The organism is Pseudomonas monachiensis (assembly GCF_047345015.1).
Taxonomy (GTDB): Bacteria; Pseudomonadota; Gammaproteobacteria; order Pseudomonadales; family Pseudomonadaceae; genus Aquipseudomonas; species Aquipseudomonas monachiensis.
In genome coordinates, this window is sequence record NZ_CP178857.1 from 4,547,404 (window position 1) to 4,566,902 (window position 19,499).

Here is a 19,499-nt window from a genome sequence, read left to right on the forward strand (position 1 = left end):
GTTCAGGCCTCGGAGGATGCTTGCTTGTAGTTGAAGCCGATCGGGTGAGGCTGGTTACGAGCCTTGGCCAGTTCGATCTGCTTCTGCCGGTCGATCGCGCTGCGACGGGTCTTCTCACTCAGCTTATCCCAGCAATGCGGGCAACTGATGCCGGCCACGTAATGCTCGGACGCGCGGTCTTCCACGCTCACCGGCGTGCGGCAGGCATGACATTGATCGTAGTCGCCTTCGCTCAGGTCGTGACGAACGGTCACGCGGTTGTCGAACACGAAGCAGTCGCCCTGCCACTTGGTTTCTTCCTGCGGCACCTCTTCGAGGTACTTCAGGATGCCGCCCTTTAGGTGAAAAACCTCACCGTAGCCCTCGCTGAGCATGTAGCTCGACGCCTTCTCGCAGCGGATGCCTCCGGTACAGAACATTGCGACCTTCTTGTGCACGGCCGGGTCGAAGTTAGCTTTGATGTAGTCGGGAAATTCGCGAAAACTGGTGGTTTTCGGGTCAATGGCGCCTTCGAAGGTACCGATCGAGACTTCGTAATCGTTTCGGGTGTCGATCAACAACACTTCCGGGTCGCTGATCAGGGCGTTCCAGTCCCGCGGATCGACGTAGGTGCCGACCTTTTTGTTCGGGTCCACGCCTTCCACGCCGAGGGTGACGATTTCTTTCTTGAGTTTGACTTTGGTGCGGTAGAACGGCTGCTCATCGCAGTACGACTCTTTATGGTCGATGTCGTCCATGCGCGGGTCGTTCTTGAGCCAGGCCATCAGCCCGTCAATGCCTTCGCGGCTGCCGGACACGGTGCCGTTGATGCCTTCTTCGGCAATCAGCAGGGTGCCTTTGATGCCATTGTCGACCATCGCTTGCAACAGAGGCTCGCGCAGGGCGACGTAATCTTCCAGGGTGACGAACTTATACAGTGCCGCCACGACAATCTGTTGTGTCATGGGTAAATCTCCAGGTGGCTACCCTCGTAAGGGGTGAACCGGATGCGAAAAAAAACGCGCCGGGTTAGCGGCGCGTTGGGCATTCTAACAAAAAAGATCGCAGCCTGCGGCAGCTCCTACATGGGAATGCGTATTCCTGTAGGAGCTGCCGCAGGCTGCGATCTTTTGAGCTTAATGCTTGCTGCCACCGGCACAGGTCGGCGAGGCCGGAGCCGCGTCGATCCGGGCCCATTCCTCTGGCGTGTAGGTATGCAGCGCCAACGCATGGAACTCTCCCATCAGCTCGCCGAGCGTGCCGTAGACCTTCTGGTGACGCTTGACCCGGTTCAGGCCTTCGAACTGCGCGCTGACCACCACGGCCTTGAAATGGGTTTGCAGCCCACGGCTGTGCATGTGGCTTTCATCCAGCACTTGCAGATGCTCGGGCTGAAGCAGGCCCAGCGTCGATTCGATGCGTTGTTGCATGGTCATACCGGACTCCGCTTAAGGCTTTTTCTTGGCTGGCGCGGCCGCATCTTTCGGCGTCAGCTCGGCGGTCATGTCAGCCAGCAGCTTGTTGACCACCGGCACCGCGCTTTCCAGCTTGGCCTGGGTCATCTGGGCCGATTGCTGGGTCAGCTGAGGCATTTTTTCCAGGACTTTCTTGCCCAGTGGCGACTGGTAGAACGCAACCAGGTCCTTGAGCTCGGATTCGGTGAAGTTGGTGGTGTAGAGCTTGACCATGTCCGGCTTCAGCTTGTTCCAGCCAATGGCCTGGTCCAGAGCGGCGTTGGCCTTGGCCTGGTAGGTTTCCAGCACGGCCTTTTTCGACTCAGGGGCTTTGGTCTGTTCGAAACGCTGGGCAAACATCTGCTGTACTTGCATGTACACCGGGGTGCCCAGTTTGTCAGCGTGCGCCATGGTCAGGAAAGCCTCGGCACTGGCGTTATGGCTGGCGGTGTCGGCAAAAACCTGGCCGCTGGCGCAGACCAAAGCAACGGCGGTACAGATGGCACGAAGACGAGTCATCGAGTTTCCTTTTCTAGCTGGCGAGGTAAGACCCCAAGGGCGTCCATTCTGCGCCTAAAAAAGTGTGTCGCTCAACCCCAAGCCTTGTCGCACCTGATTTAGAGGGGTTGAATGGTCAAATTCAGACTGATGGAACCACGGCCGTCGATCACGGCCTAAACTGCGCAATCGGACCTACAGGAGTGAGCAAGATGAGCCGTATCGAAACCGACAGCCTCGGCCAGGTTGAAGTCCCGGATGAAGCCTATTGGGGCGCTCAGACACAACGCTCGCTGATCAACTTCGCCATCGGCAACGAACGCATGCCGCTGGCCGTGTTGCATGCCTTGGCGCTGATCAAGAAAGCCGCGGCACGGGTCAATGATCGCAACGGCGACGTGCCCGCCGATATTGCCCGCCTGATCGAGCAGGCGGCCGACGAAGTGCTCGCCGGCGAACACGACGACCAGTTTCCGCTGGTGGTCTGGCAAACAGGCAGCGGTACCCAGAGCAACATGAACGTCAACGAAGTGATCGCCGGTCGCGCCAACGAGCTGGCCGGCAACCCCCGTGGCGGCAAGTCCCCGGTGCACCCCAACGATCACGTCAATCGCTCCCAGAGCTCCAACGACTGCTTCCCCACCGCCATGCACATCGCCGCCGTCCAGGCGGTGCAACAGCACTTGCTGCCGGCGATCAGCGAACTGTCCGGCGGGCTGGCCGAGCTGGCCGCCCGCCACATGAAACTGGTCAAGACCGGCCGTACGCACATGATGGATGCGACACCGATCAGCTTCGGACAGGAAATATCGGCCTTCATTGCCCAACTCCATTACGCCGAGCGGGCGATCCGCAGCGCACTGCCCGCGGTCTGCGAGCTGGCCCAGGGCGGAACGGCCGTCGGCACCGGGCTCAATTCACCCCACGGCTTCGGTGAGGCCATCGCCGCGGAATTGGCCGCCCTCTCCGGATTGCCGTTCATCACGGCACCGAACAAGTTTGCCGCTCTGGCCGGCCATGAGCCGCTGACCACGCTGTCCGGCGCGCTGAAAACCCTCGCCGTGACGCTGATGAAAATCGCCAACGATTTGCGCCTTCTGGGTTCCGGCCCGCGCGCCGGCTTCGCCGAAGTCAGGCTACCGGCCAATGAACCGGGTAGTTCGATCATGCCGGGAAAGGTCAACCCGACCCAGTGTGAAGCGCTGTCGATGTTGGCCTGCCAGGTGTTGGGCAACGACGTCGCCATCGGCTTTGCCGCCAGTCAGGGCCACTTGCAGCTCAACGTGTTCAAACCGGTGATCATCCATAACCTGCTGCAATCGATCCGTTTGCTGGCTGATGGCTGCAGCAACTTCCAGCAGCACTGCGTGGCCGGTCTGGAGCCGGATGCGGAAAAAATGGCTGAACACCTGGAGCGTGGCCTGATGCTGGTGACGGCGCTCAACCCGCACATTGGCTATGACAAATCAGCGGAGATCGCCAAGAAGGCCTACAGCGAAGGCCTGACCTTGCGCGAGGCGGCGCTGCAGCTCGGGTATCTGACTGACGAAGAGTTCGATGCGTGGGTGAGGCCGGAGAACATGCTGGAGGCTGGGGCCAAGGGCTGAGATTTGCAGTGAAGCGAAAAGATCGCAGCCTGCGGCAGCTCCTACAGGGATAGGCATTTACATGTAGGAGCTGCCGCAGGCTGCGATCTTTTGATCTTCAGGCCATCCGCACCTTCCGCGCCTTCAGCCCGGCAATCAACGAAGGCCCCAACGCCACCAGCGCCGACCCCAGCACCACCAGCACCGCACCGCCATATCCCAGGCCATTGATCGTCTCGGCATGCACATAGTCGGGCCAAAGCCACGCCGCCATGGCAACCGCGGCAAAGGTCACCAACGGCGTTATGGCCAACGTCGCGCTGACCCGAGAGGCTTCCCAATGGGCCAGGGCCTCGGCAAACGCGCCATAGGCAATCAGGGTATTGAGACAGCAGGCCAGCAGCAACCAACCCTGCAAGGGGTTCAATTGCAACGCTTCGAGCGGATGCACCCACGGCGTCAACAGCGCCGCGCAGAACAGGTAGATCACCATCATCACCTGCAGCGAATTCCACACCGTCAGCAATTGCTTCTGCCCCAGGGCATAGAAGGTCCAGACCGTGGACGCCAGCAGCACCAGCAGCACGCCGGCGGTGTAGTCGGTCAGCGATGTGAGCAACTCACTCAAGCGCTGGTTGAAAAACAGCGCAAAGCCGATCAGCAGCACCAGCAGGCCAATCCCCTGCCCCAGGCTGAAACGCTCCTTGAACACAAACAGACTGGCGATCAGCAGCATGATCGGGCCCATCTGCACCACCAGTTGCGCCGTGCCGGGGCTGAGCAGGTTCAGGCCCATCAGATACAACACATAGTTACCGACCAGGCCGAGCACCGCCATCAGCACCAGCCAGCCACCACGAGGACCGAGCACTTTGCGACTGGGAAGGCGCCTGGTGGCCGCCAGGTAAATGAACAGGCAGCCGCCGGACACCAGCAGGCGAAACCAGGTCACCGTCACCGGGTCCATCACCAGCAACACTTGCTTGAGCTTGATCGGCAGGATTCCCCACAACAACGCGGTCAACAAGGCCAGGAACAGACCGTAACCCCAGCGACCCGATGAAATGTGCATGTGAACCCCAGCGCCAACTGACAAGAGTCGTCATTCTAGGCTCGCAGCGGTAGCGTACACAGGCACAGTTTCGGACTGGCCGCGAATGAAACTGTGCGGGTCGTAATCTTTGAGGGGGCTATGGATGAGCCGGTAAACCGCGTCGTCTGCATTCGCGAGCAAGTCGAATCGTCGCACCGCCGCTCCCACATTTGACCGAGTACTCAAGGTATATACGGTTGAATGTGGGAGCGGGCTTGCTCCGGGCGGCGTTCCGACGAATGCGATCTAACAAGTCACACAAAACAATGAAAATTAACGCACTGCTTCAAACAGCCCGGTCGCCCCCATCCCGCCACCCACGCACATGGTGACGATGCCATACCGCAAATTGCGTCGCTGCAATTCACGAACCAGATGCCCGACCTGACGCGAACCGGTCATGCCGAACGGGTGACCGATGGAAATCGAGCCGCCGTTGACGTTGTACCGGGCGTTGTCGATTTCCAGGCGGTTGCGGCTGTACAGGCACTGCGAGGCGAACGCTTCGTTGAGTTCCCACAGGTCGATGTCGTCAATCCGCAAGCCTTTGGCCTTGAGCAGTTTCGGTACCGAGAACACCGGGCCGATGCCCATTTCGTCCGGCGCGCAACCGGCGACGGTAAAACCACGGAAGAACGCTTTCGGCTTGAGCCCCAGTTCCAGCGCTTTCTCCAGGCTCATCACCAGGGTCATGGACGCGCCGTCAGACAACTGCGAAGAGTTGCCCGCCGTGACCGAGCCATCTTCGGCGAACACCGGTTTCAATCCGGCCAGGCTTTCCAGGGTGGTGTCCGGGCGGTTGCAGTCATCGCGGTCGACGATGCCGTCGAGGATCTGTGCCTGACCTGTGGCCTTGTCTTCGACGCGATACTTCACCGCCATCGGCACGATTTCATCAGTGAACAGCCCGGCGGCCTGAGCCTCTGCGGTGCGCTGCTGGCTTTGCAGCGCGTATAGGTCCTGCTCCTGACGGCTGACGTTGTACCGACGCGCGACGATTTCAGCAGTCTGGCCCATCGGGAAGTAGATGCCCGGCACCTGTTCCTTGAGCAGCGGGTTGATCAGGTTGTCGGTGTTGACGCTTTTCATGGTCAGGCTGATGGACTCGACGCCACCGGCGACGATGATGTCGCTGCACCCCGAAGCGATCTGGTTGGCGGCAATGGCGATCGCCTGCAAGCCCGAGGAACAGAACCGGTTGAGGGTCATGCCGGCCGTGCCGATGCCCAGGCGCGAGAGCACCGCGACGTTGCGACCGATATTGAAACCCTGGGCGCCTTCGTTGGAGCCGGCGCCGACGATGCAGTCCTCGACGCTCGCCGGATCGATTCCGGTGCGCGCCAACAGCGCATCGACACAGTGTGCCGCCATGTCGTCCGGGCGGGTCATGTTGAATTTACCGCGAAAGGATTTGGCCAGGCCGGTCCGCACGCTGTCGACGATCACCACTTCACGCATGGCATACCTCATTGTTGTTATCGGTTGAGAGTGGATCGAGCATAAGTCCAGCCCTTCACCGACCGCGACGATCATTCACCTCGCGTATGCGTAACCATGACCTCAATCCTTGTCCTTGCGCTTGCGTTCATGCCGGTCGGTTTTTTCGAAAGCCTGCTCCAGCGCCCGGTTGATGGTGCGCAGCACCTTGACCCGTGCCCAGCGCTTGTCGTTGGCTTCCACCAGGGTCCATGGCGCAATCTCGGTGCTGGTACGGTCGACCATATCGCCGACCGCCCCGCGATAATCGTCCCACTTTTCACGGTTGCGCCAGTCGTCTTCAGTGATCTTGAAGCGCTTGAAGGGAATCTTTTCGCGCGCCTCGAAGCGCTCCAGTTGCGTCAGTTTGTCGATGGACAGCCAGAACTTGACCACGATCACACCGGCGTCGGTGAGCTGCTCTTCGAAATCGTTGATTTCACCGTAGGCACGCAGCCAGTCCGCCGGGCTGCAAAAACCTTCGATGCGCTCCACCAACACCCGGCCATACCATGAGCGGTCGAACACGGTGAACTTGCCCCGGGCCGGCAGGTGCCGCCAGAAACGCCACAGATACGGTTGCGCCCGTTCTTCCTCGGTGGGCGCGGCAATCGGCACGATGCTGTACTGGCGCGGATCAAGCGCTGCCGCTACCCGGCGGATCGCCCCGCCCTTGCCGGCCGCGTCATTGCCCTCGAACACTGCCACCAACGCGTGGCGACGCATGCGTTTGTCACGCATCAACCCGGAAAACCGCGCCTGCTCGGTGATCAGCTGTTCTTCGTAATCTTCTTTGTCCAACTGCAGGGTCAGGTCCAGGCTGTCGATCAGGTTCACTTGATCGACACTGGGGAACACTGGCGCTGCGCTGACCTTTTCCGGATGGATCTTCGGTCGCTTCAATGCGCCTTGCAGGCCCGCCAGCAGAATCCGTCCCACGGCCAGGCTGCGATAGTGGGCATCCACTCCGGCGATCACATGCCAGGGTGCATAGTCACGGCTGGTGCGGCGCAGCGCCCGTTCACCATACTTCACGAACCTGTCGTACGTTTGCGACTGCTGCCAGTCCAGCGGGCTGATGCGCCAGCTGTGCAGCGGATCGTCGGCCAGCGCCTTGAGGCGTGCCTTCATTTGCTTCTTGGAGAGGTGAAACCAGAACTTGAAGATCAGCGCACCTTCGTCGCAAAGCATCTTTTCCAGGCGCTCGGCGCCGTTGATCGCCTGGTCCAGGCGCGGATCCTTGAACTCGCCATGGACCCGCCCCTGCAGCATCTGGCTGTACCAGTTGCCGAAGAAAATCCCCATGCGCCCCTTGGCCGGGAGCATCCGCCAGTACCGCCAGGCCGGGGGCCGCGCCAGTTCTTCGTCGGTTTGCTGATCGAAGGTGCGGACCTCGATCAGGCGCGGGTCCATCCACTCGTTGAGCACCTTGATCGTCTCACCCTTGCCGGCACCTTCGATGCCATTGATCAAAATGATCACCGGAAAGCGGCGTTGCTGCTGCAATTCGAATTGCGCTTCGAGCAACGCTTCGCGCAGGGCCGGGATTTCGGCGTCGTAGGTTTCTTTGTCGATGGCGTGATCGATTTCGGCGGATTCAAACATGAGCGGCTCCCTTCCAGATGTGAGCAAGACTAGCGGATTGAACTGAAGGCCAGCAGGGATTTTCCCGTCCTCGGCCAATGCATGTCTTGCCACGGATCAAGCACCACGCCTGCGATCGGCTAGAATGGCGGCCTTGCCGTTGCCGAGCCTGCCATGAAACCTGTATTGCCCCACGCCCAACTCGACTGGGACGACCAAGGTCGCCCGTATTCGCGAGTGTTCGACGATGTGTATTTCTCCGACCAGTCGGGGCTGGACGAAACCCGCTATGTCTTTATCGAACAGAACCGTTTGGCGGAGCGCTTTGCGGCCTTGCCCGAAGGCGGGCGGCTGGTCATCGGGGAAACGGGGTTCGGCACCGGGCTGAATTTCCTGTGCGCCTGGCAGGTGTTCGAGCAACACGCCGCGGCCGGTGCGCGGTTGCATTTTGTCAGCGTCGAGAAGTACCCGCTGAGCCCGGCCGACTTGCAGCGGGCCCTGGCGCTATGGCCGGAACTCAAGGTGTTTGCCGATCAACTGCTGGAGCAATACGTGGCCATCCATCAGGGCTTTCAGCGCCTGACGCTGGACCACGGCCGCGTGACCCTGACGCTGCTGATCGGCGATGCACTGGAGCAACTGCCGCAACTCGATGCCCGAATCGACGCCTGGTTCCTCGACGGTTTCGCCCCGGCGAAAAACCCCGACATGTGGACCGCCGAACTGTTTGCCGAACTGGCTCGCCTGGCCGCTCCCGGTGCATCCATCAGCACTTTCACCAGCACCGGCTGGGTGCGGCGCCTGCTCAACGCCGCCGGCTTCAAGATGAAACGCACCCCCGGCATCGGCCACAAATGGGAGATCCTGCGCGGCGAGTTCCTCGGCTGGCCCCAGGAAACGCCGGCTCCGGCCCTGGATAAACCCTGGTTCGCCCGCCCAACTCCGCTGACCGGCGAGCGCCAGGCACTGGTGATCGGTGCCGGCCTGGCCGGTTGTGCCAGCGCCGCCAGCCTCGCCGCGCGGGGCTGGCAAGTGACAGTGCTGGAGCGCCACGACGACATCGCCCGGGAAGCCTCGGGTAACCCGCAGGGCGTGCTCTACCTGAAGTTATCCGCCCACGGCACGGCGCTGTCGCAAATGATCGTCAGCGGATTCGGCTACACCCGACGCCTGCTCGAACACTTGCAACGGGGCCGCGACTGGGACGATTGCGGCGTGTTGCAACTGGCCTTCAATGCCAAGGAGGCCGAGCGTCAGGCGCAGTTGGCCGCGGCGTTTGCGGCGGACTTGTTGCACCTGCTGGATCAAACCGAGGCACAGGCCGTGGCCGGTATCGGGCTGGCACAGGGAGGCCTGTTCTATCCCGAAGGCGGCTGGGTCCACCCACCGGCGCTGTGCCAGTGGCAGGCTGCGCATCCACAGATTCAACTGCTCACCCATCACGATGCGCTGGAACTGCGCAAGGTTGAAGGCCGTTGGCAAGCCTGGGACGGCGAGCGATTGCTTGCCGACGCCCCCGTGGTGGTACTCGCCGGCGCGGCTGAAATCCAGCGTTTCCCCGAAAGCGCCGAGTTGCCGCTCAAACGCATTCGCGGGCAAATCACCCGCCTGGCGCAAACCCCGCAAAGCCAGGCACTGAGCACCGTGGTATGTGCCGAAGGCTATGTCGCCCCTGCCCGCTTGGGCGAACATACCCTGGGAGCCAGTTTCGATTTCAAGAGCGATGACCTGACGCCGACCACGGCAGAACACCTGGGCAACCTGGCCATGCTCGAAGAGATTTCCCACGACCTGGTCGAGCGTCTACAGGCCGATAAACTTGCACCTGAAAGTCTCCAGGGTCGCGCTGCCTTTCGTTGCACCAGCCCCGACTACTTGCCAATCGTCGGCCCGCTGGCCGATACCCAGGTGTTCACTCAGGTGTATGCAGCACTAAGCAAGGACGCACGGCAGGTACCGGACGTCGAATGCCCATGGCTTGACGGTTTGTACATCAACAGCGGTCACGGCTCGCGCGGCCTGATCACCGCGCCGCTGTCCGCAGAACTGCTGGCAGCCTGGCTGGACAACGAACCCCTGCCGTTGCCCAGAAGTGTGGCTGAAGCCTGTCACCCCAACCGGTTTGCCCTGCGGCGCCTGATCCGGGGCAAGTAGTCGATACAGCAGCCGAAGTCGCCCTCACCGGGCGATTCGGCCGTGGCCAGTCGCGCATATAACTCATCGATCTAAAACTCCCCTTACCGATGAGGGTCACTTTCTGAGCACCCGCTGTTTCGGTGCGGTATCGATCGACCCTCCCCAACGGAAAAACCGGTAAGGAATTTATGTGCGGATTAGCTGGCGAGTTACGTTTTGATCACCAACCTGCAGACCTTGCAGCCATTGAACGAATCACCCACCACCTGGCCCCTCGCGGCCCCGACGCCTGGGGATTTCATAGCCAGGGACCGGTTGCCCTGGGCCATCGGCGCCTGAAAATCATGGACCTGTCGGACGGCTCGGCGCAGCCGATGATCGACCCGCAACTGGGCTTGTCCCTGGCCTTCAACGGGGCGATCTACAACTTTCCGGAACTGCGCGCGGAACTGGAAAACCTGGGTTACGCCTTCTATTCCGGTGGCGACACCGAAGTCTTGCTCAAGGGCTATCACGCCTGGGGCGAAGCCTTGCTGCCAAAACTCAACGGCATGTTTGCCTTTGCCGTTTGGGAGCGCGATGCCCAACGCCTGTTCATCGCCCGCGACCGTCTCGGCGTGAAACCGCTGTACCTGTCACGCACCGGCCAGCGCCTGCGCTTCGCCTCGGCGCTGCCGGCATTGCTCAAGGGCGGCGACATCAGCCCGATCCTCGATCCCGTGGCGCTCAATCACTATCTGAATTTCCACGCCGTGGTCCCGGCACCGCGCACCTTGCTGGCGGGCATCGAAAAACTGCCGCCGGCCACCTGGATGCGCATCGAAGCCGATGGCCGCACCGAGCAGAAAACCTGGTGGACCCTGCCCTATGGCCCTCACGCCGATGAGATGGATCTGACCCTCGAAGACTGGCGCGACCGTGTGCTCGACAGCACCCGCGAAGCGGTCGCCATCCGCCAACGCGCGGCAGTGGATGTCGGCGTGCTGTTGTCCGGCGGCGTCGACTCAAGTCTGCTGGTGGGCCTGTTGCGGGAAGTCGGCGTGGACAATCTGTCGACCTTCTCCATCGGTTTCCAGGATGCCGGTGGCGAGCGCGGGGACGAGTTCCAGTATTCGGACCTGATCGCCCGACACTACGGCACGCAACATCACCAACTGCGCATCGACGAAAAGGAAATCATCGAACAACTGCCCGCCGCGTTCCGTGCCATGAGCGAACCGATGGTCAGCCACGACTGCATCGCCTTCTACCTGTTGTCTCGGGAAGTGGCCAAACATTGCAAGGTGGTCCAGAGCGGCCAGGGCGCCGATGAACTGTTCGCCGGTTACCACTGGTATCCGCAAGTGGACGGCGCGAGCGATCCATATGCCGCGTACCGCGAAGCATTTTTCGACCGCAGTTACGACGACTACGCCGCCACCGTGCAACCGAAATGGCTGACCGCGAATGACGCCGCCGGTGACTTCGTCAAAGCCCATTTCGCCCAGCCCGGTGCCGATACGGCGGTGGACAAGGCCTTGCGTCTGGACAGTACGGTGATGCTGGTGGACGACCCGGTCAAACGGGTCGACAACATGACCATGGCCTGGGGCCTGGAAGCGCGCACGCCGTTTCTCGACTACCGCCTGGTGGAGCTCTCGGCACGGATTCCGGGGCGTTTCAAACTGCCGGACGGCGGCAAGCAAGTCTTGAAAGAAGCCGCGCGACAAGTGATTCCCAGTGAAGTGATCGACCGCAAGAAAGGTTACTTCCCGGTGCCGGGCCTCAAGCATTTGCAGGGCGATACGCTGGAATGGGTGCGCGAACTGCTGCTTGATCCCAGCCAGGATCGCGGCCTGTTCAACCCCGCGATGCTCGACCGTCTACTGACTGATCCACAGGGGCAATTGACACCGTTACGCGGCTCGAAGCTGTGGCAACTGGCGGCCCTCAACCTGTGGCTCAGCGAACAAGGAATCTGACCGATGAAACCTCACGCCACGGCTATCAGCCAACGCCTGTTGCGCGGCCAGTCACCCTCCTATGAACGCTTGCAGGCACGCCTGGCCGAGGATCGCTGTGAACTCGGCGGTGCGCCGATCGCCGTGCATTGCGGCTGGGGGCGCTTGCTGATCGGACACACCTTTGCCGATGCCGCGAGCCTGGCCGGAGAGTTGCTCAACGAGCAACCCGGCGAGCGGGACATTGCCCTGTACGTCGCCGCGCCCCAGCAAGTACTGGGGCTGGAGCCGACGCAGCTGTTCCTCGACCCGTCCGATACCTTGCGCCTGTGGTTCAGCGACTACCGGCAGGCAACCCGGGTGTTTCGCGGTTTCCGCATTCGACGCGCGCAAAGCGATGCCGACTGGCAGGCGATCAACCAGCTGTATCAGGCCCGCGGCATGTTGCCCATCGATGCCACCCTGCTGACGCCGCGTCATCTGGGCGGCCCGGTGTACTGGCTGGCCGAAGACGAAGACAGCGGCGCAGTCATCGGCAGCGTCATGGGCCTCAACCACCACAAGGCCTTCAATGATCCGGAGAACGGCAGCAGCCTGTGGTGCCTGGCGGTCGACCCGCATTGTGCGCGGCCGGGTGTCGGTGAAGTGCTGGTGCGGCATTTGATCGAACACTTCATGAGTCGCGGGCTTGCCTGCCTCGACCTGTCGGTGCTGCACGACAACCGCCAGGCGAAAAGCCTTTACGCCAAGCTCGGCTTTCGCAACCTGACGACCTTCGCCATCAAGCGCAAGAACGGCATCAATCAGCCGCTGTTTCTCGGGCCCGGCCCGGAAGCCGCGTTCAACCCCTACGCGCGGATCATTGTCGAGGAAGCACACCGTCGTGGCATCGATGTGCATGTCGATGACGCCGACGCCGGGATGTTCACCCTCAGCCATGGCGGGCGCCGGGTACGCTGCCGCGAATCCCTGAGCGACCTGACCAGCGCCGTCAGCATGACCCTGTGCCAGGACAAAAGCCTGACCCACAAAGTGCTCAAGGCTGCCGGCTTGAACCTGCCGGCGCAGCAACTGGCGGGTAACGCCGATGACAACCTGGCCTTCCTCGATGAACACCAGCGCGTGGTGGTCAAGCCGCTGGATGGTGAACAGGGCCAAGGGGTGGCGGTGGATTTGCGCACCATCGAGGAAGTGCAGCAAGCCATAGAAGCCGCTCGCCACTTCGACAGCCGCGTGCTGCTGGAAAGTTTCCACGAAGGCCTGGACCTGCGCATTGTGGTGATCGGTTTTGAAGTGGTCGCTGCCGCCATTCGCCGGCCAGCCGAAGTGGTGGGCGACGGCCAGCACTCCATCGGTGCATTGATCGAAGCCCAGAGCCGGCGGCGACAGGCGGCCACGGGCGGCGAAAGCAAGATCCCGCAGGACCAGGAAACCCAGCGCACCTTGCGTGCAGCCGGATACGACTACAGCAGCATTCTGCAGGCCGGTGAGCACCTGTTCGTGCGACGCACGGCGAACCTTCATACCGGCGGCGTGCTTGAAGACGTCACGGCGATCCTGCACCCGACGCTGGTGGATGCGGCGGTACGGGCCGCGCGGGCACTGGACATTCCCATGGTTGGCCTCGACCTGATGGTGACGGCCGCTGACCAGCCGGACTATGTGTTTATCGAAGCCAACGAACGAGCCGGGCTGGCCAACCATGAACCGCAGCCGACAGCGGAGCGGTTTGTGGATCTGTTGTTTCCGTACAGTCAGCCGGTGGTCTCTTAGTGATGCGTTGCCTGGGCTGGCCCCTTCGCGAGCAAGCCCGCTCCCACATGTGATCGCATTCCCCTGTGGGAGCGGGCTTGCTCGCGAAGGCGGCCGAACAGGCGATAACCAATCAGGAGTTTCCATGACCAGCAAAATCCCCGAGCCGGACCTCGGTTACCTGCAAAAAGTGCTGCTGGAAATGCTCGCCATTCCCAGCCCCACCGGGTTCACCGACACCATCGTGCGCTACGTCGCCGAACGCCTTGAAGAACTGGGCATTCCCTTCGAGCTGACCCGTCGCGGCACCATCCGCGCCACGCTCAAGGGCAAGAAGAACAGCCCCGACCGCGCCGTTTCCGCCCACCTGGACACCATCGGCGCGGCGGTACGTGCAGTGAAAGACAACGGCCGCCTGACCCTCGCGCCCGTCGGCTGCTGGTCCAGCCGTTTTGCCGAGGGCAGCCGGGTCAGCCTGTTTACCGACAGTGGTGTGATCCGTGGCAGCGTCTTGCCGCTGATGGCTTCCGGGCACGCATTCAATACCGCCGTGGATGAGATGCCAATCAGTTGGGATCACATCGAGTTGCGCCTGGACGCCTACTGCGCCACCCGTGCCGACTGCGAGTCGCTGGGCATCAGCGTCGGCGATTTCGTCGCCTTCGACCCGCTGCCGGAGTTCACCGAAAGCGGCCACATCAGTGCCCGTCACCTCGACGACAAGGCCGGGGTGGCCGCACTGCTGGCGGCGCTCAAGGCCATCGTCGACAGTGGCGAAGAACTGATGATCGACTGCCATCCGCTGTTCACCATCACCGAAGAAACCGGCAGCGGCGCGGCGGCGGCGCTGCCCTGGGATGTCAGTGAGTTCGTCGGCATCGACATCGCACCGGTCGCGCCAGGCCAACACTCCAGCGAGCACGCGGTGAGCATCGCGATGCAGGATTCCGGCGGGCCCTATGACTATCACCTGTCGCGCCACCTCTTGCGCCTGGCCAGCGACAACGAGTTGCCGGCACGCCGGGACCTGTTCCGCTACTACTTCAGCGACGCACACTCGGCGGTCACCGCCGGCCACGATATTCGCACCGCCCTGCTCGCCTTCGGCTGCGATGCCACCCACGGTTACGAGCGCACTCACATCGACAGCCTCGCCGCCCTGAGCCGCCTGCTCGGTGCGTACATCCTCAGCCCGCCCGTGTTTGCCAGCGATGCACAACCGGCCAAGGGCTCACTGGATCGCTTCAGCCATCAGCTCGAACATGACACTCAGATGGAAAGCGACACGCGGGTACCGTCGGTGGACAGCCTGGTGGGGCAGCGTTCGGAGAGCTGATCCGGTTTTTTTGTTGCTGGAGAGATCGCCATCGCGAGCAAGCTCGCTCCCACAGTTGATCGGTGGTGAACACAATTACCCGGTTCGCCACTGAACCCTGTGGGAGCGAGCTTGCTCGCGATGGCGTCAGAGCAGACGACATCAAATCCCAGGCTAGCCGATACCGGCCAATCGCCGTAGCATCGCGCCATTGATCCAACCGAGGTGCCTATGCTGATCCCCCACGACCAACTCCAAGTCGACACCCTCACCCGCCTGATCGAGGATTTCGTGACCCGCGACGGCACGGACAATGGTGACGACACGCCCCTGGAAACCCGTGTACTGCGCGTGCGCCAGGCGCTGACCAAGGGCCAGGCACTGATTGTCTTCGACCCGGAAAGCGAGCAGTGCCAACTGATGCTCAAGCACGACGTGCCCAAACACCTGTTTGACTGAAGTCTTCAGCGCCCCTTGGTTTTCGCCAGTTTTTTCTGGATGCGTTCGTAGATTTCGCAGCGGTGCACGTTGACGTCCCGGGGCGCTTCGACGCCAAAGCGAATGTTGTTTCCATTGATCGCGAGAACGCGCACGGTAATGTTGTCACCGATGGAAATGGTTTCGCCCACAACACGAGTGAGTACGAGCATGAGGAGTGTCCTTCAGGGGTTTCTGGCCCTTGAAGATGCCCGGCCCGACGTACACCCACAATGCTCCGACAGCAAACCAGACCGGACTGACAGCCCTTGACGTACGGCACTTACGGAAAGGTCTGACAGGCCGATTGAATGTAGGGGCTGGTCTGTCAGGACACGGAGAATCGAGGCCCGAACAGAATGATGCTCGCGCCGATCACACACAGCGCCACGCCGAGCCAGTCCGAACCCAGGGGGCGAATCCGCTCGACCACGGCCAACCAGCCGATCGAGGCAATGATGTAGATGCCTCCGTAAGCGGCATAGGCGCGGCCGGCGTAGGTGGCTTCGATCCGGGTCAGCAGCAGGGCAAACAGGGTCAGGCTCAGGAGCGCCGGCACCACCCACCACATGCTTTTACCCTGGCGCAACCACATCCAGAAGGCAAAACAACCGGCAATTTCGAACAGCGCGGCGAGGAAAAACCACAGGTAATTGAGCATGCAAGCGTCTCGCGAGGATGGCCGATGGCGGCCACCCTAACCACAGCATTGCCTGCGGGCAAGATCAGCTTGCCGATTGCCTGGCCTTGGCGCGCATTTTGTCGGCCATGGCGGTCATTTCGTTGTAGAGCAATTGCGGGTTCTTCTGCTTGATCGCCCAGGCCATGCGTCCCTGCTCGTGGGGCAGGATCATGAACTCGCCGGCGGCGACCTGCCGATAGATGTAGTCGGCGATGTCGGCAGCGCTGATCGGCGAGCTTTCCAGCAACTTGCCGACCTGGGCTTTCATGGCCGGAGTCGGGCCGCGGAAGGAGTCCAGCAGGTTGGTCTGGAAGAACGACGGACACACCACATGCACGCCGACTTCCTGATGCGCCAGCTCGATCAGCAGGCTTTCGGACAACGCCACCACGCCCGCCTTGGCCACGTTGTAGTTGCTCATCGCCGGGCCTTGCATCAGCGCCGCCATGGACGCGATGTTGATGATTTTACCTTTGCTTTTTTCCAGCAGTGGCAGGAAAGCCTTGCAGCCCTTGACCACGCCCATCAGGTTGATCGCGATCTGCCAGTCCCAGTCCTCCAGGGACAACTCACTGAAAAACCCTCCAGACGCTACACCCGCGTTATTGACGATGACATCGATGCCGCCGAGCTTGACCTCGCAGGCCTGGGCGAACGCAGTCAACTGGCTGTAATCGCGTACGTCGCAACGCTGGATAAAACCGTCGCCGCCCGCTTCGCGGACCAGCTTGAGGGTTTCCTGCAAGCCGGGCTCGCTAACGTCCGACAAGGCCAGTTGCCAGCCTTCACGCGCCCAGCGCAGCGCGATTTCGCGACCCAGGCCAGAGCCTGCACCAGTGATCATCATGCGATTTTGCATAGCAAACAGCCTTGTTGTTCTCGGAAGATGCACCGAGTGTAGCGAAGGAAGTTGCCCGACCCACGCTCCATCAGATTGCTGAATGGCCCGAGCAAACTGCGGGAGCGCCAGACGCAACCAAGGCAACTACAAAAGAAATAAGAACCCGTCCGAAATACTTCAAAAAAACTTGGAATTTTCCTGCAACCGCAAGAGTCGGAATTTTTAAGCAGCTCGAATCTACTTCATTCCAGCTGACCTTGATTGGCATGGTCAATCCACTGCATTTTCGACAAGGAAATAGACATGGGCACAATACTGATCATCATTCTGATCCTGTTACTGATCGGTGGTTTACCGGTCTTCCCGCACTCCAGAAGTTGGGGTTACGGCCCGTCCGGAATCATCGGCGTCGTATTGGTGGTGCTGTTGATCCTGCTCTTGCTTGGCCGAATATAAATATCCGCCAGGCAAAAAAAAGAGGCCCTTGAAGGGCCTCTTTTCTATTGCGTCACAACTTAGTCCGGCTTGCCATCAACAACACCGGCGGTGTTGTCCAGCAGGCTCTTGGTCGCTGTTTGCAGGAACGCTTCGAGCTTGAGTTTCAACTCGGCGGTACGCGGCGCATCGGCAATGACTTCGGCGCGAGGCTTGTCCCCCAATTCATACTGATACAACTTCGGCGCCATGTCCTTGTCCTTCGGCAGGACCAGAATCTGGTCTGCGGTAAGGATGGCCGTGGTCTGCTCGCTGCCCGACGGCTTGATCACACCAATACCGGCGTCGCCTTCGGGCAGGTTGAGCAGGTCGCGCCCCCAGCACTGATGACGCACCTCACCACCAATGCGGCCCATGATGGTCGGCACGATGTCGATCTGAGTGCCCACGGTGTGGTCACGCTGGCCGAATTTGTCCTGGATGCCCGGCGCGATCATCAGCATCGGCACGTTGAAGCGGCCCAGGTCCATTTCGGTGATCTGCTGTTCGTTACCAAAACCGTGGTCACCGACGATGACAAACAGGGTTTCCTTGAAGTACGGCTCCTTTCGGGCCTTTTCAAAGAACTGGCCCAGCGCCCAGTCCGAGTAACGCATGGCGGTCAGGTGTTCGTTCAGGTTGCCACGATCGGTCACGCGCTCAACCGGCAATGGCGTCGGCAAGGCGTAAGGCGTGTGGTTGGACAGGGTTTGCAGCAAGGCATAGAACGGCTTGCCGTTTTCCCGCGCCTTGAGTTCGACCAGGCCACGGTCGAACATGTCCTGGTCGGACACGCCCCAGGTCGGATCAGAGAACACCGGATTCACGAAATCGTTACGGCCGATGAAGTTGGTCATGCCCTGGTTGCTGAAGAAACCCGACTGGTTGTCCCAGGCGAAATCGCCGTTGTAGACATACACGTCGTCGAAGTCGCGGGCGCTGAGCAACTGCGGCAGACCGGACAGCTTGTGGCTGCCTTCCGGGGTCTGCATCAGGTATTCGAAGCCCGGCAGGTTCGGGAAGCAGGCCATGGTGGCGAACATGCCCTGGTGGGTATGGGTACCGTTGGAGAAGAAGCGGTCGAACAGCAAGCCCTCCTTCGACAGTTTGTCGAGGTAAGGCGTGATGTTGCCCGGGCCACCCAGAGCACCCACCGAGTGACCAGCCATGCTTTCCATCAGGATTACGACGACGTTCTTGATCGGCAGGGTCTTGTCGGCTGGAGGGGTGTAATCGCGACGTACCGCCGCGGTGTCGGCATCCACCAGTTTCTCGGCCGGCAGCACCAGCATGTCACGCACCACTTGCTGGGCTTGTGGCTGCGGCAGGGTCGCCTTCCAGATATTGTCGCGATCTTCGGACATCCGGCTCTTGGCGGCGGCTACCAGCGACAACGTGCCGTTGAGGCCCAACTGGTTGGCAAAATTCGAGTCGGTGGTATAGACGTCACCCCAACGCAGCGGCGGGCCCTGGCGCAGGGTGCCACGGGCAGCGACCACGCAAACCAGCAGGCACACCACGAATACCGCGATACGCGAGTACCACGGCGCAACCTGGCGTGTGCCGATGCTGCCGCCACTGAACGGGCCACGAGGGCGGGTCGCACGGTCGGCGCCCTTGAACGCCAGGCTCAGGATCCAGGTGCCCACGGCCCAGGCCAGCAGGTAACGGACCACCGGGAAACCGTACCAGAGCATGCTCATCACGGTTTTCGGATCTTCCTTGACGTACTGGAAGACCAGCCCGTTGAGGCGCTGGTGGAACTCACGATAGAAGTCCATCTCCATCAGGCCCAGGAACAGCGCAATGCTGGAGACGATCGTCAACCACAGACGGAACAACCCGCGTGCGGCCATGGCCCGGGCACTGAACAAGGCCAGCAGCAACGGGATACTGAGATAGACCACCAGGCGCAGGTCGAAACGCAGACCGTTGGCGAATGCCTCGAGGAAGGTCGAGGCCGGTGTGTCGAGGATCATCGAGCTGTTGTAAGCCAGCAGCGCGACGCGCAGCAGGCTGAACATGACCATCATGACCAGGGCACACAACAGCGTGTAGGCCAGATGCGATTTGACGGTCGGTTGCAGCAGGCGACTAGAAGCTCGCTGCTGATTCAGGGCGTCCGGGATTGCCATGTCGTTTTAGGACCCATTGGAAGTTGAAGTTTCAAAAATACAGCTGCGCCTTGCCCTCTTTTCGGCCCGTACCAGGC

17 protein-coding genes are annotated in these 19,499 nt (G+C 61.3%); 7 read left to right on the forward strand and 10 right to left on the reverse strand.

From position 1 onward, the window contains the following. Positions 1–2 precede the first annotated feature (2 nt). The 3 genes from ACMDB8_RS20260 to ACMDB8_RS20270 form a co-directional block, all read right to left on the reverse strand. A complete protein-coding gene (locus ACMDB8_RS20260) occupies positions 3–944 on the reverse strand; it encodes a rhodanese-related sulfurtransferase (RefSeq protein WP_409078915.1) in 942 nt (313 codons plus the stop codon). A 171-nt stretch (positions 945–1,115) separates the two neighbouring features. Further along, entirely contained in the window at positions 1,116–1,415 is a 300-nt protein-coding gene (locus tag ACMDB8_RS20265; RefSeq protein WP_150765645.1) for a BolA family protein, read from the reverse strand. Between the two features lie 12 nt (positions 1,416–1,427). Continuing rightward, positions 1,428–1,952, reverse strand: a complete 525-nt coding sequence (locus tag ACMDB8_RS20270) for a DUF2059 domain-containing protein (RefSeq protein WP_046042584.1) — start codon at positions 1,950–1,952, stop codon at positions 1,428–1,430. 191 nt (positions 1,953–2,143) lie between these two features. Between ACMDB8_RS20270 and ACMDB8_RS20275 the strand changes: the two genes are divergently transcribed. Continuing rightward, positions 2,144–3,538 (forward strand): class II fumarate hydratase, encoded by a 1,395-nt coding sequence (locus ACMDB8_RS20275; RefSeq protein WP_223541101.1) that lies wholly within the window; start codon positions 2,144–2,146, stop codon positions 3,536–3,538. A gap of 97 nt (positions 3,539–3,635) precedes the next feature. Here ACMDB8_RS20275 and ACMDB8_RS20280 read toward each other — a convergent pair whose 3' ends face one another. The 3 genes from ACMDB8_RS20280 to pap all read right to left on the reverse strand — a co-directional run bounded on the left by ACMDB8_RS20280 (position 3,636) and on the right by pap (position 7,691). Beyond that, on the reverse strand, positions 3,636–4,589 hold the full coding sequence (locus ACMDB8_RS20280; protein ID WP_409078916.1) for a DMT family transporter: 954 nt from the start codon (positions 4,587–4,589) through the stop codon (positions 3,636–3,638). A gap of 294 nt (positions 4,590–4,883) precedes the next feature. Next, positions 4,884–6,068 (reverse strand): thiolase family protein, encoded by a 1,185-nt coding sequence (locus tag ACMDB8_RS20285; RefSeq protein ID WP_056727178.1) that lies wholly within the window; start codon positions 6,066–6,068, stop codon positions 4,884–4,886. Positions 6,069–6,170: 102 nt separating this feature from the next. Continuing rightward, complete coding sequence (pap, locus tag ACMDB8_RS20290; protein ID WP_409078917.1) at positions 6,171–7,691, reverse strand: polyphosphate:AMP phosphotransferase; 1,521 nt, start codon at positions 7,689–7,691, stop codon at positions 6,171–6,173. A gap of 153 nt (positions 7,692–7,844) precedes the next feature. On the opposite strand from pap, the gene mnmC reads away from it, so the two are divergent. The 5 genes from mnmC (at position 7,845) to ACMDB8_RS20315 (ending at position 15,272) form a co-directional block, all read left to right on the forward strand. Then, positions 7,845–9,824: a bifunctional tRNA (5-methylaminomethyl-2-thiouridine)(34)-methyltransferase MnmD/FAD-dependent 5-carboxymethylaminomethyl-2-thiouridine(34) oxidoreductase MnmC gene (mnmC, locus tag ACMDB8_RS20295; protein ID WP_223541103.1), complete on the forward strand. Its 1,980-nt coding sequence runs from the start codon at positions 7,845–7,847 to the stop codon at positions 9,822–9,824. 170 nt (positions 9,825–9,994) lie between these two features. Continuing rightward, entirely contained in the window at positions 9,995–11,767 is a 1,773-nt protein-coding gene (locus tag ACMDB8_RS20300; protein ID WP_409078918.1) for an N-acetylglutaminylglutamine amidotransferase, read from the forward strand. Between the two features lie 3 nt (positions 11,768–11,770). Further along, the gene (gene ngg, locus ACMDB8_RS20305; protein ID WP_409078919.1) at positions 11,771–13,519 is read left to right on the forward strand and encodes an N-acetylglutaminylglutamine synthetase; all 1,749 of its coding nucleotides are present in this window, start codon (positions 11,771–11,773) and stop codon (positions 13,517–13,519) included. 124 nt (positions 13,520–13,643) lie between these two features. Next, positions 13,644–14,834 carry an osmoprotectant NAGGN system M42 family peptidase gene (locus ACMDB8_RS20310; protein ID WP_056727183.1) on the forward strand — a complete coding sequence of 397 codons (1,191 nt, stop codon included), beginning with the start codon at positions 13,644–13,646 and terminating at the stop codon, positions 14,832–14,834. Positions 14,835–15,044: 210 nt separating this feature from the next. Continuing rightward, on the forward strand, positions 15,045–15,272 hold the full coding sequence (locus tag ACMDB8_RS20315; RefSeq protein ID WP_056727184.1) for a YheU family protein: 228 nt from the start codon (positions 15,045–15,047) through the stop codon (positions 15,270–15,272). A 5-nt stretch (positions 15,273–15,277) separates the two neighbouring features. Here ACMDB8_RS20315 and csrA read toward each other — a convergent pair whose 3' ends face one another. The 3 genes from csrA to ACMDB8_RS20330 all read right to left on the reverse strand — a co-directional run bounded on the left by csrA (position 15,278) and on the right by ACMDB8_RS20330 (position 16,831). Beyond that, positions 15,278–15,463 carry a carbon storage regulator CsrA gene (gene csrA / locus ACMDB8_RS20320; protein ID WP_409078920.1) on the reverse strand — a complete coding sequence of 62 codons (186 nt, stop codon included), beginning with the start codon at positions 15,461–15,463 and terminating at the stop codon, positions 15,278–15,280. A 155-nt stretch (positions 15,464–15,618) separates the two neighbouring features. Continuing rightward, on the reverse strand, positions 15,619–15,951 hold the full coding sequence (locus ACMDB8_RS20325; RefSeq protein ID WP_056727186.1) for a YnfA family protein: 333 nt from the start codon (positions 15,949–15,951) through the stop codon (positions 15,619–15,621). A 64-nt stretch (positions 15,952–16,015) separates the two neighbouring features. After that, positions 16,016–16,831, reverse strand: coding sequence for an SDR family oxidoreductase (locus tag ACMDB8_RS20330; RefSeq protein WP_008048965.1), 816 nt, complete (start codon positions 16,829–16,831; stop codon positions 16,016–16,018). Between the two features lie 279 nt (positions 16,832–17,110). Here ACMDB8_RS20330 and ACMDB8_RS20335 point away from each other — a divergent pair, with 279 nt between their 5' ends. After that, a complete protein-coding gene (locus ACMDB8_RS20335) occupies positions 17,111–17,269 on the forward strand; it encodes a DUF3309 family protein (RefSeq protein WP_172435350.1) in 159 nt (52 codons plus the stop codon). Between the two features lie 59 nt (positions 17,270–17,328). On the opposite strand, the gene ACMDB8_RS20340 is transcribed toward ACMDB8_RS20335, so the two are convergent. Continuing rightward, positions 17,329–19,422, reverse strand: coding sequence for an LTA synthase family protein (locus tag ACMDB8_RS20340; protein ID WP_409078921.1), 2,094 nt, complete (start codon positions 19,420–19,422; stop codon positions 17,329–17,331). Positions 19,423–19,499 lie beyond the last annotated feature (77 nt).

What these genes read in the sequence shown, in the direction of transcription:
- csrA (WP_409078920.1), bottom strand. Translation starts at nt 15,463, where the DNA reads ATGCTCGTACTCACTCGTGTTGTGGGCGAAACCATTTCCATCGGTGAC.
- ACMDB8_RS20265 (WP_150765645.1), bottom strand. Translation starts at nt 1,415, where the DNA reads ATGACCATGCAACAACGCATCGAATCGACGCTGGGCCTGCTTCAGCCC.
- ACMDB8_RS20300 (WP_409078918.1), top strand. Translation starts at nt 9,995, where the DNA reads ATGTGCGGATTAGCTGGCGAGTTACGTTTTGATCACCAACCTGCAGAC.
- ACMDB8_RS20275 (WP_223541101.1), top strand. Translation starts at nt 2,144, where the DNA reads ATGAGCCGTATCGAAACCGACAGCCTCGGCCAGGTTGAAGTCCCGGAT.
- ngg (WP_409078919.1), top strand. Translation starts at nt 11,771, where the DNA reads ATGAAACCTCACGCCACGGCTATCAGCCAACGCCTGTTGCGCGGCCAG.
- ACMDB8_RS20340 (WP_409078921.1), bottom strand. Translation starts at nt 19,422, where the DNA reads ATGGCAATCCCGGACGCCCTGAATCAGCAGCGAGCTTCTAGTCGCCTG.
- ACMDB8_RS20270 (WP_046042584.1), bottom strand. Translation starts at nt 1,952, where the DNA reads ATGACTCGTCTTCGTGCCATCTGTACCGCCGTTGCTTTGGTCTGCGCC.
- ACMDB8_RS20260 (WP_409078915.1), bottom strand. Translation starts at nt 944, where the DNA reads ATGACACAACAGATTGTCGTGGCGGCACTGTATAAGTTCGTCACCCTG.
- ACMDB8_RS20315 (WP_056727184.1), top strand. Translation starts at nt 15,045, where the DNA reads ATGCTGATCCCCCACGACCAACTCCAAGTCGACACCCTCACCCGCCTG.
- ACMDB8_RS20330 (WP_008048965.1), bottom strand. Translation starts at nt 16,831, where the DNA reads ATGCAAAATCGCATGATGATCACTGGTGCAGGCTCTGGCCTGGGTCGC.
- mnmC (WP_223541103.1), top strand. Translation starts at nt 7,845, where the DNA reads ATGAAACCTGTATTGCCCCACGCCCAACTCGACTGGGACGACCAAGGT.
- ACMDB8_RS20285 (WP_056727178.1), bottom strand. Translation starts at nt 6,068, where the DNA reads ATGCGTGAAGTGGTGATCGTCGACAGCGTGCGGACCGGCCTGGCCAAA.
- ACMDB8_RS20280 (WP_409078916.1), bottom strand. Translation starts at nt 4,589, where the DNA reads ATGCACATTTCATCGGGTCGCTGGGGTTACGGTCTGTTCCTGGCCTTG.
- ACMDB8_RS20325 (WP_056727186.1), bottom strand. Translation starts at nt 15,951, where the DNA reads ATGCTCAATTACCTGTGGTTTTTCCTCGCCGCGCTGTTCGAAATTGCC.
- pap (WP_409078917.1), bottom strand. Translation starts at nt 7,691, where the DNA reads ATGTTTGAATCCGCCGAAATCGATCACGCCATCGACAAAGAAACCTAC.
- ACMDB8_RS20310 (WP_056727183.1), top strand. Translation starts at nt 13,644, where the DNA reads ATGACCAGCAAAATCCCCGAGCCGGACCTCGGTTACCTGCAAAAAGTG.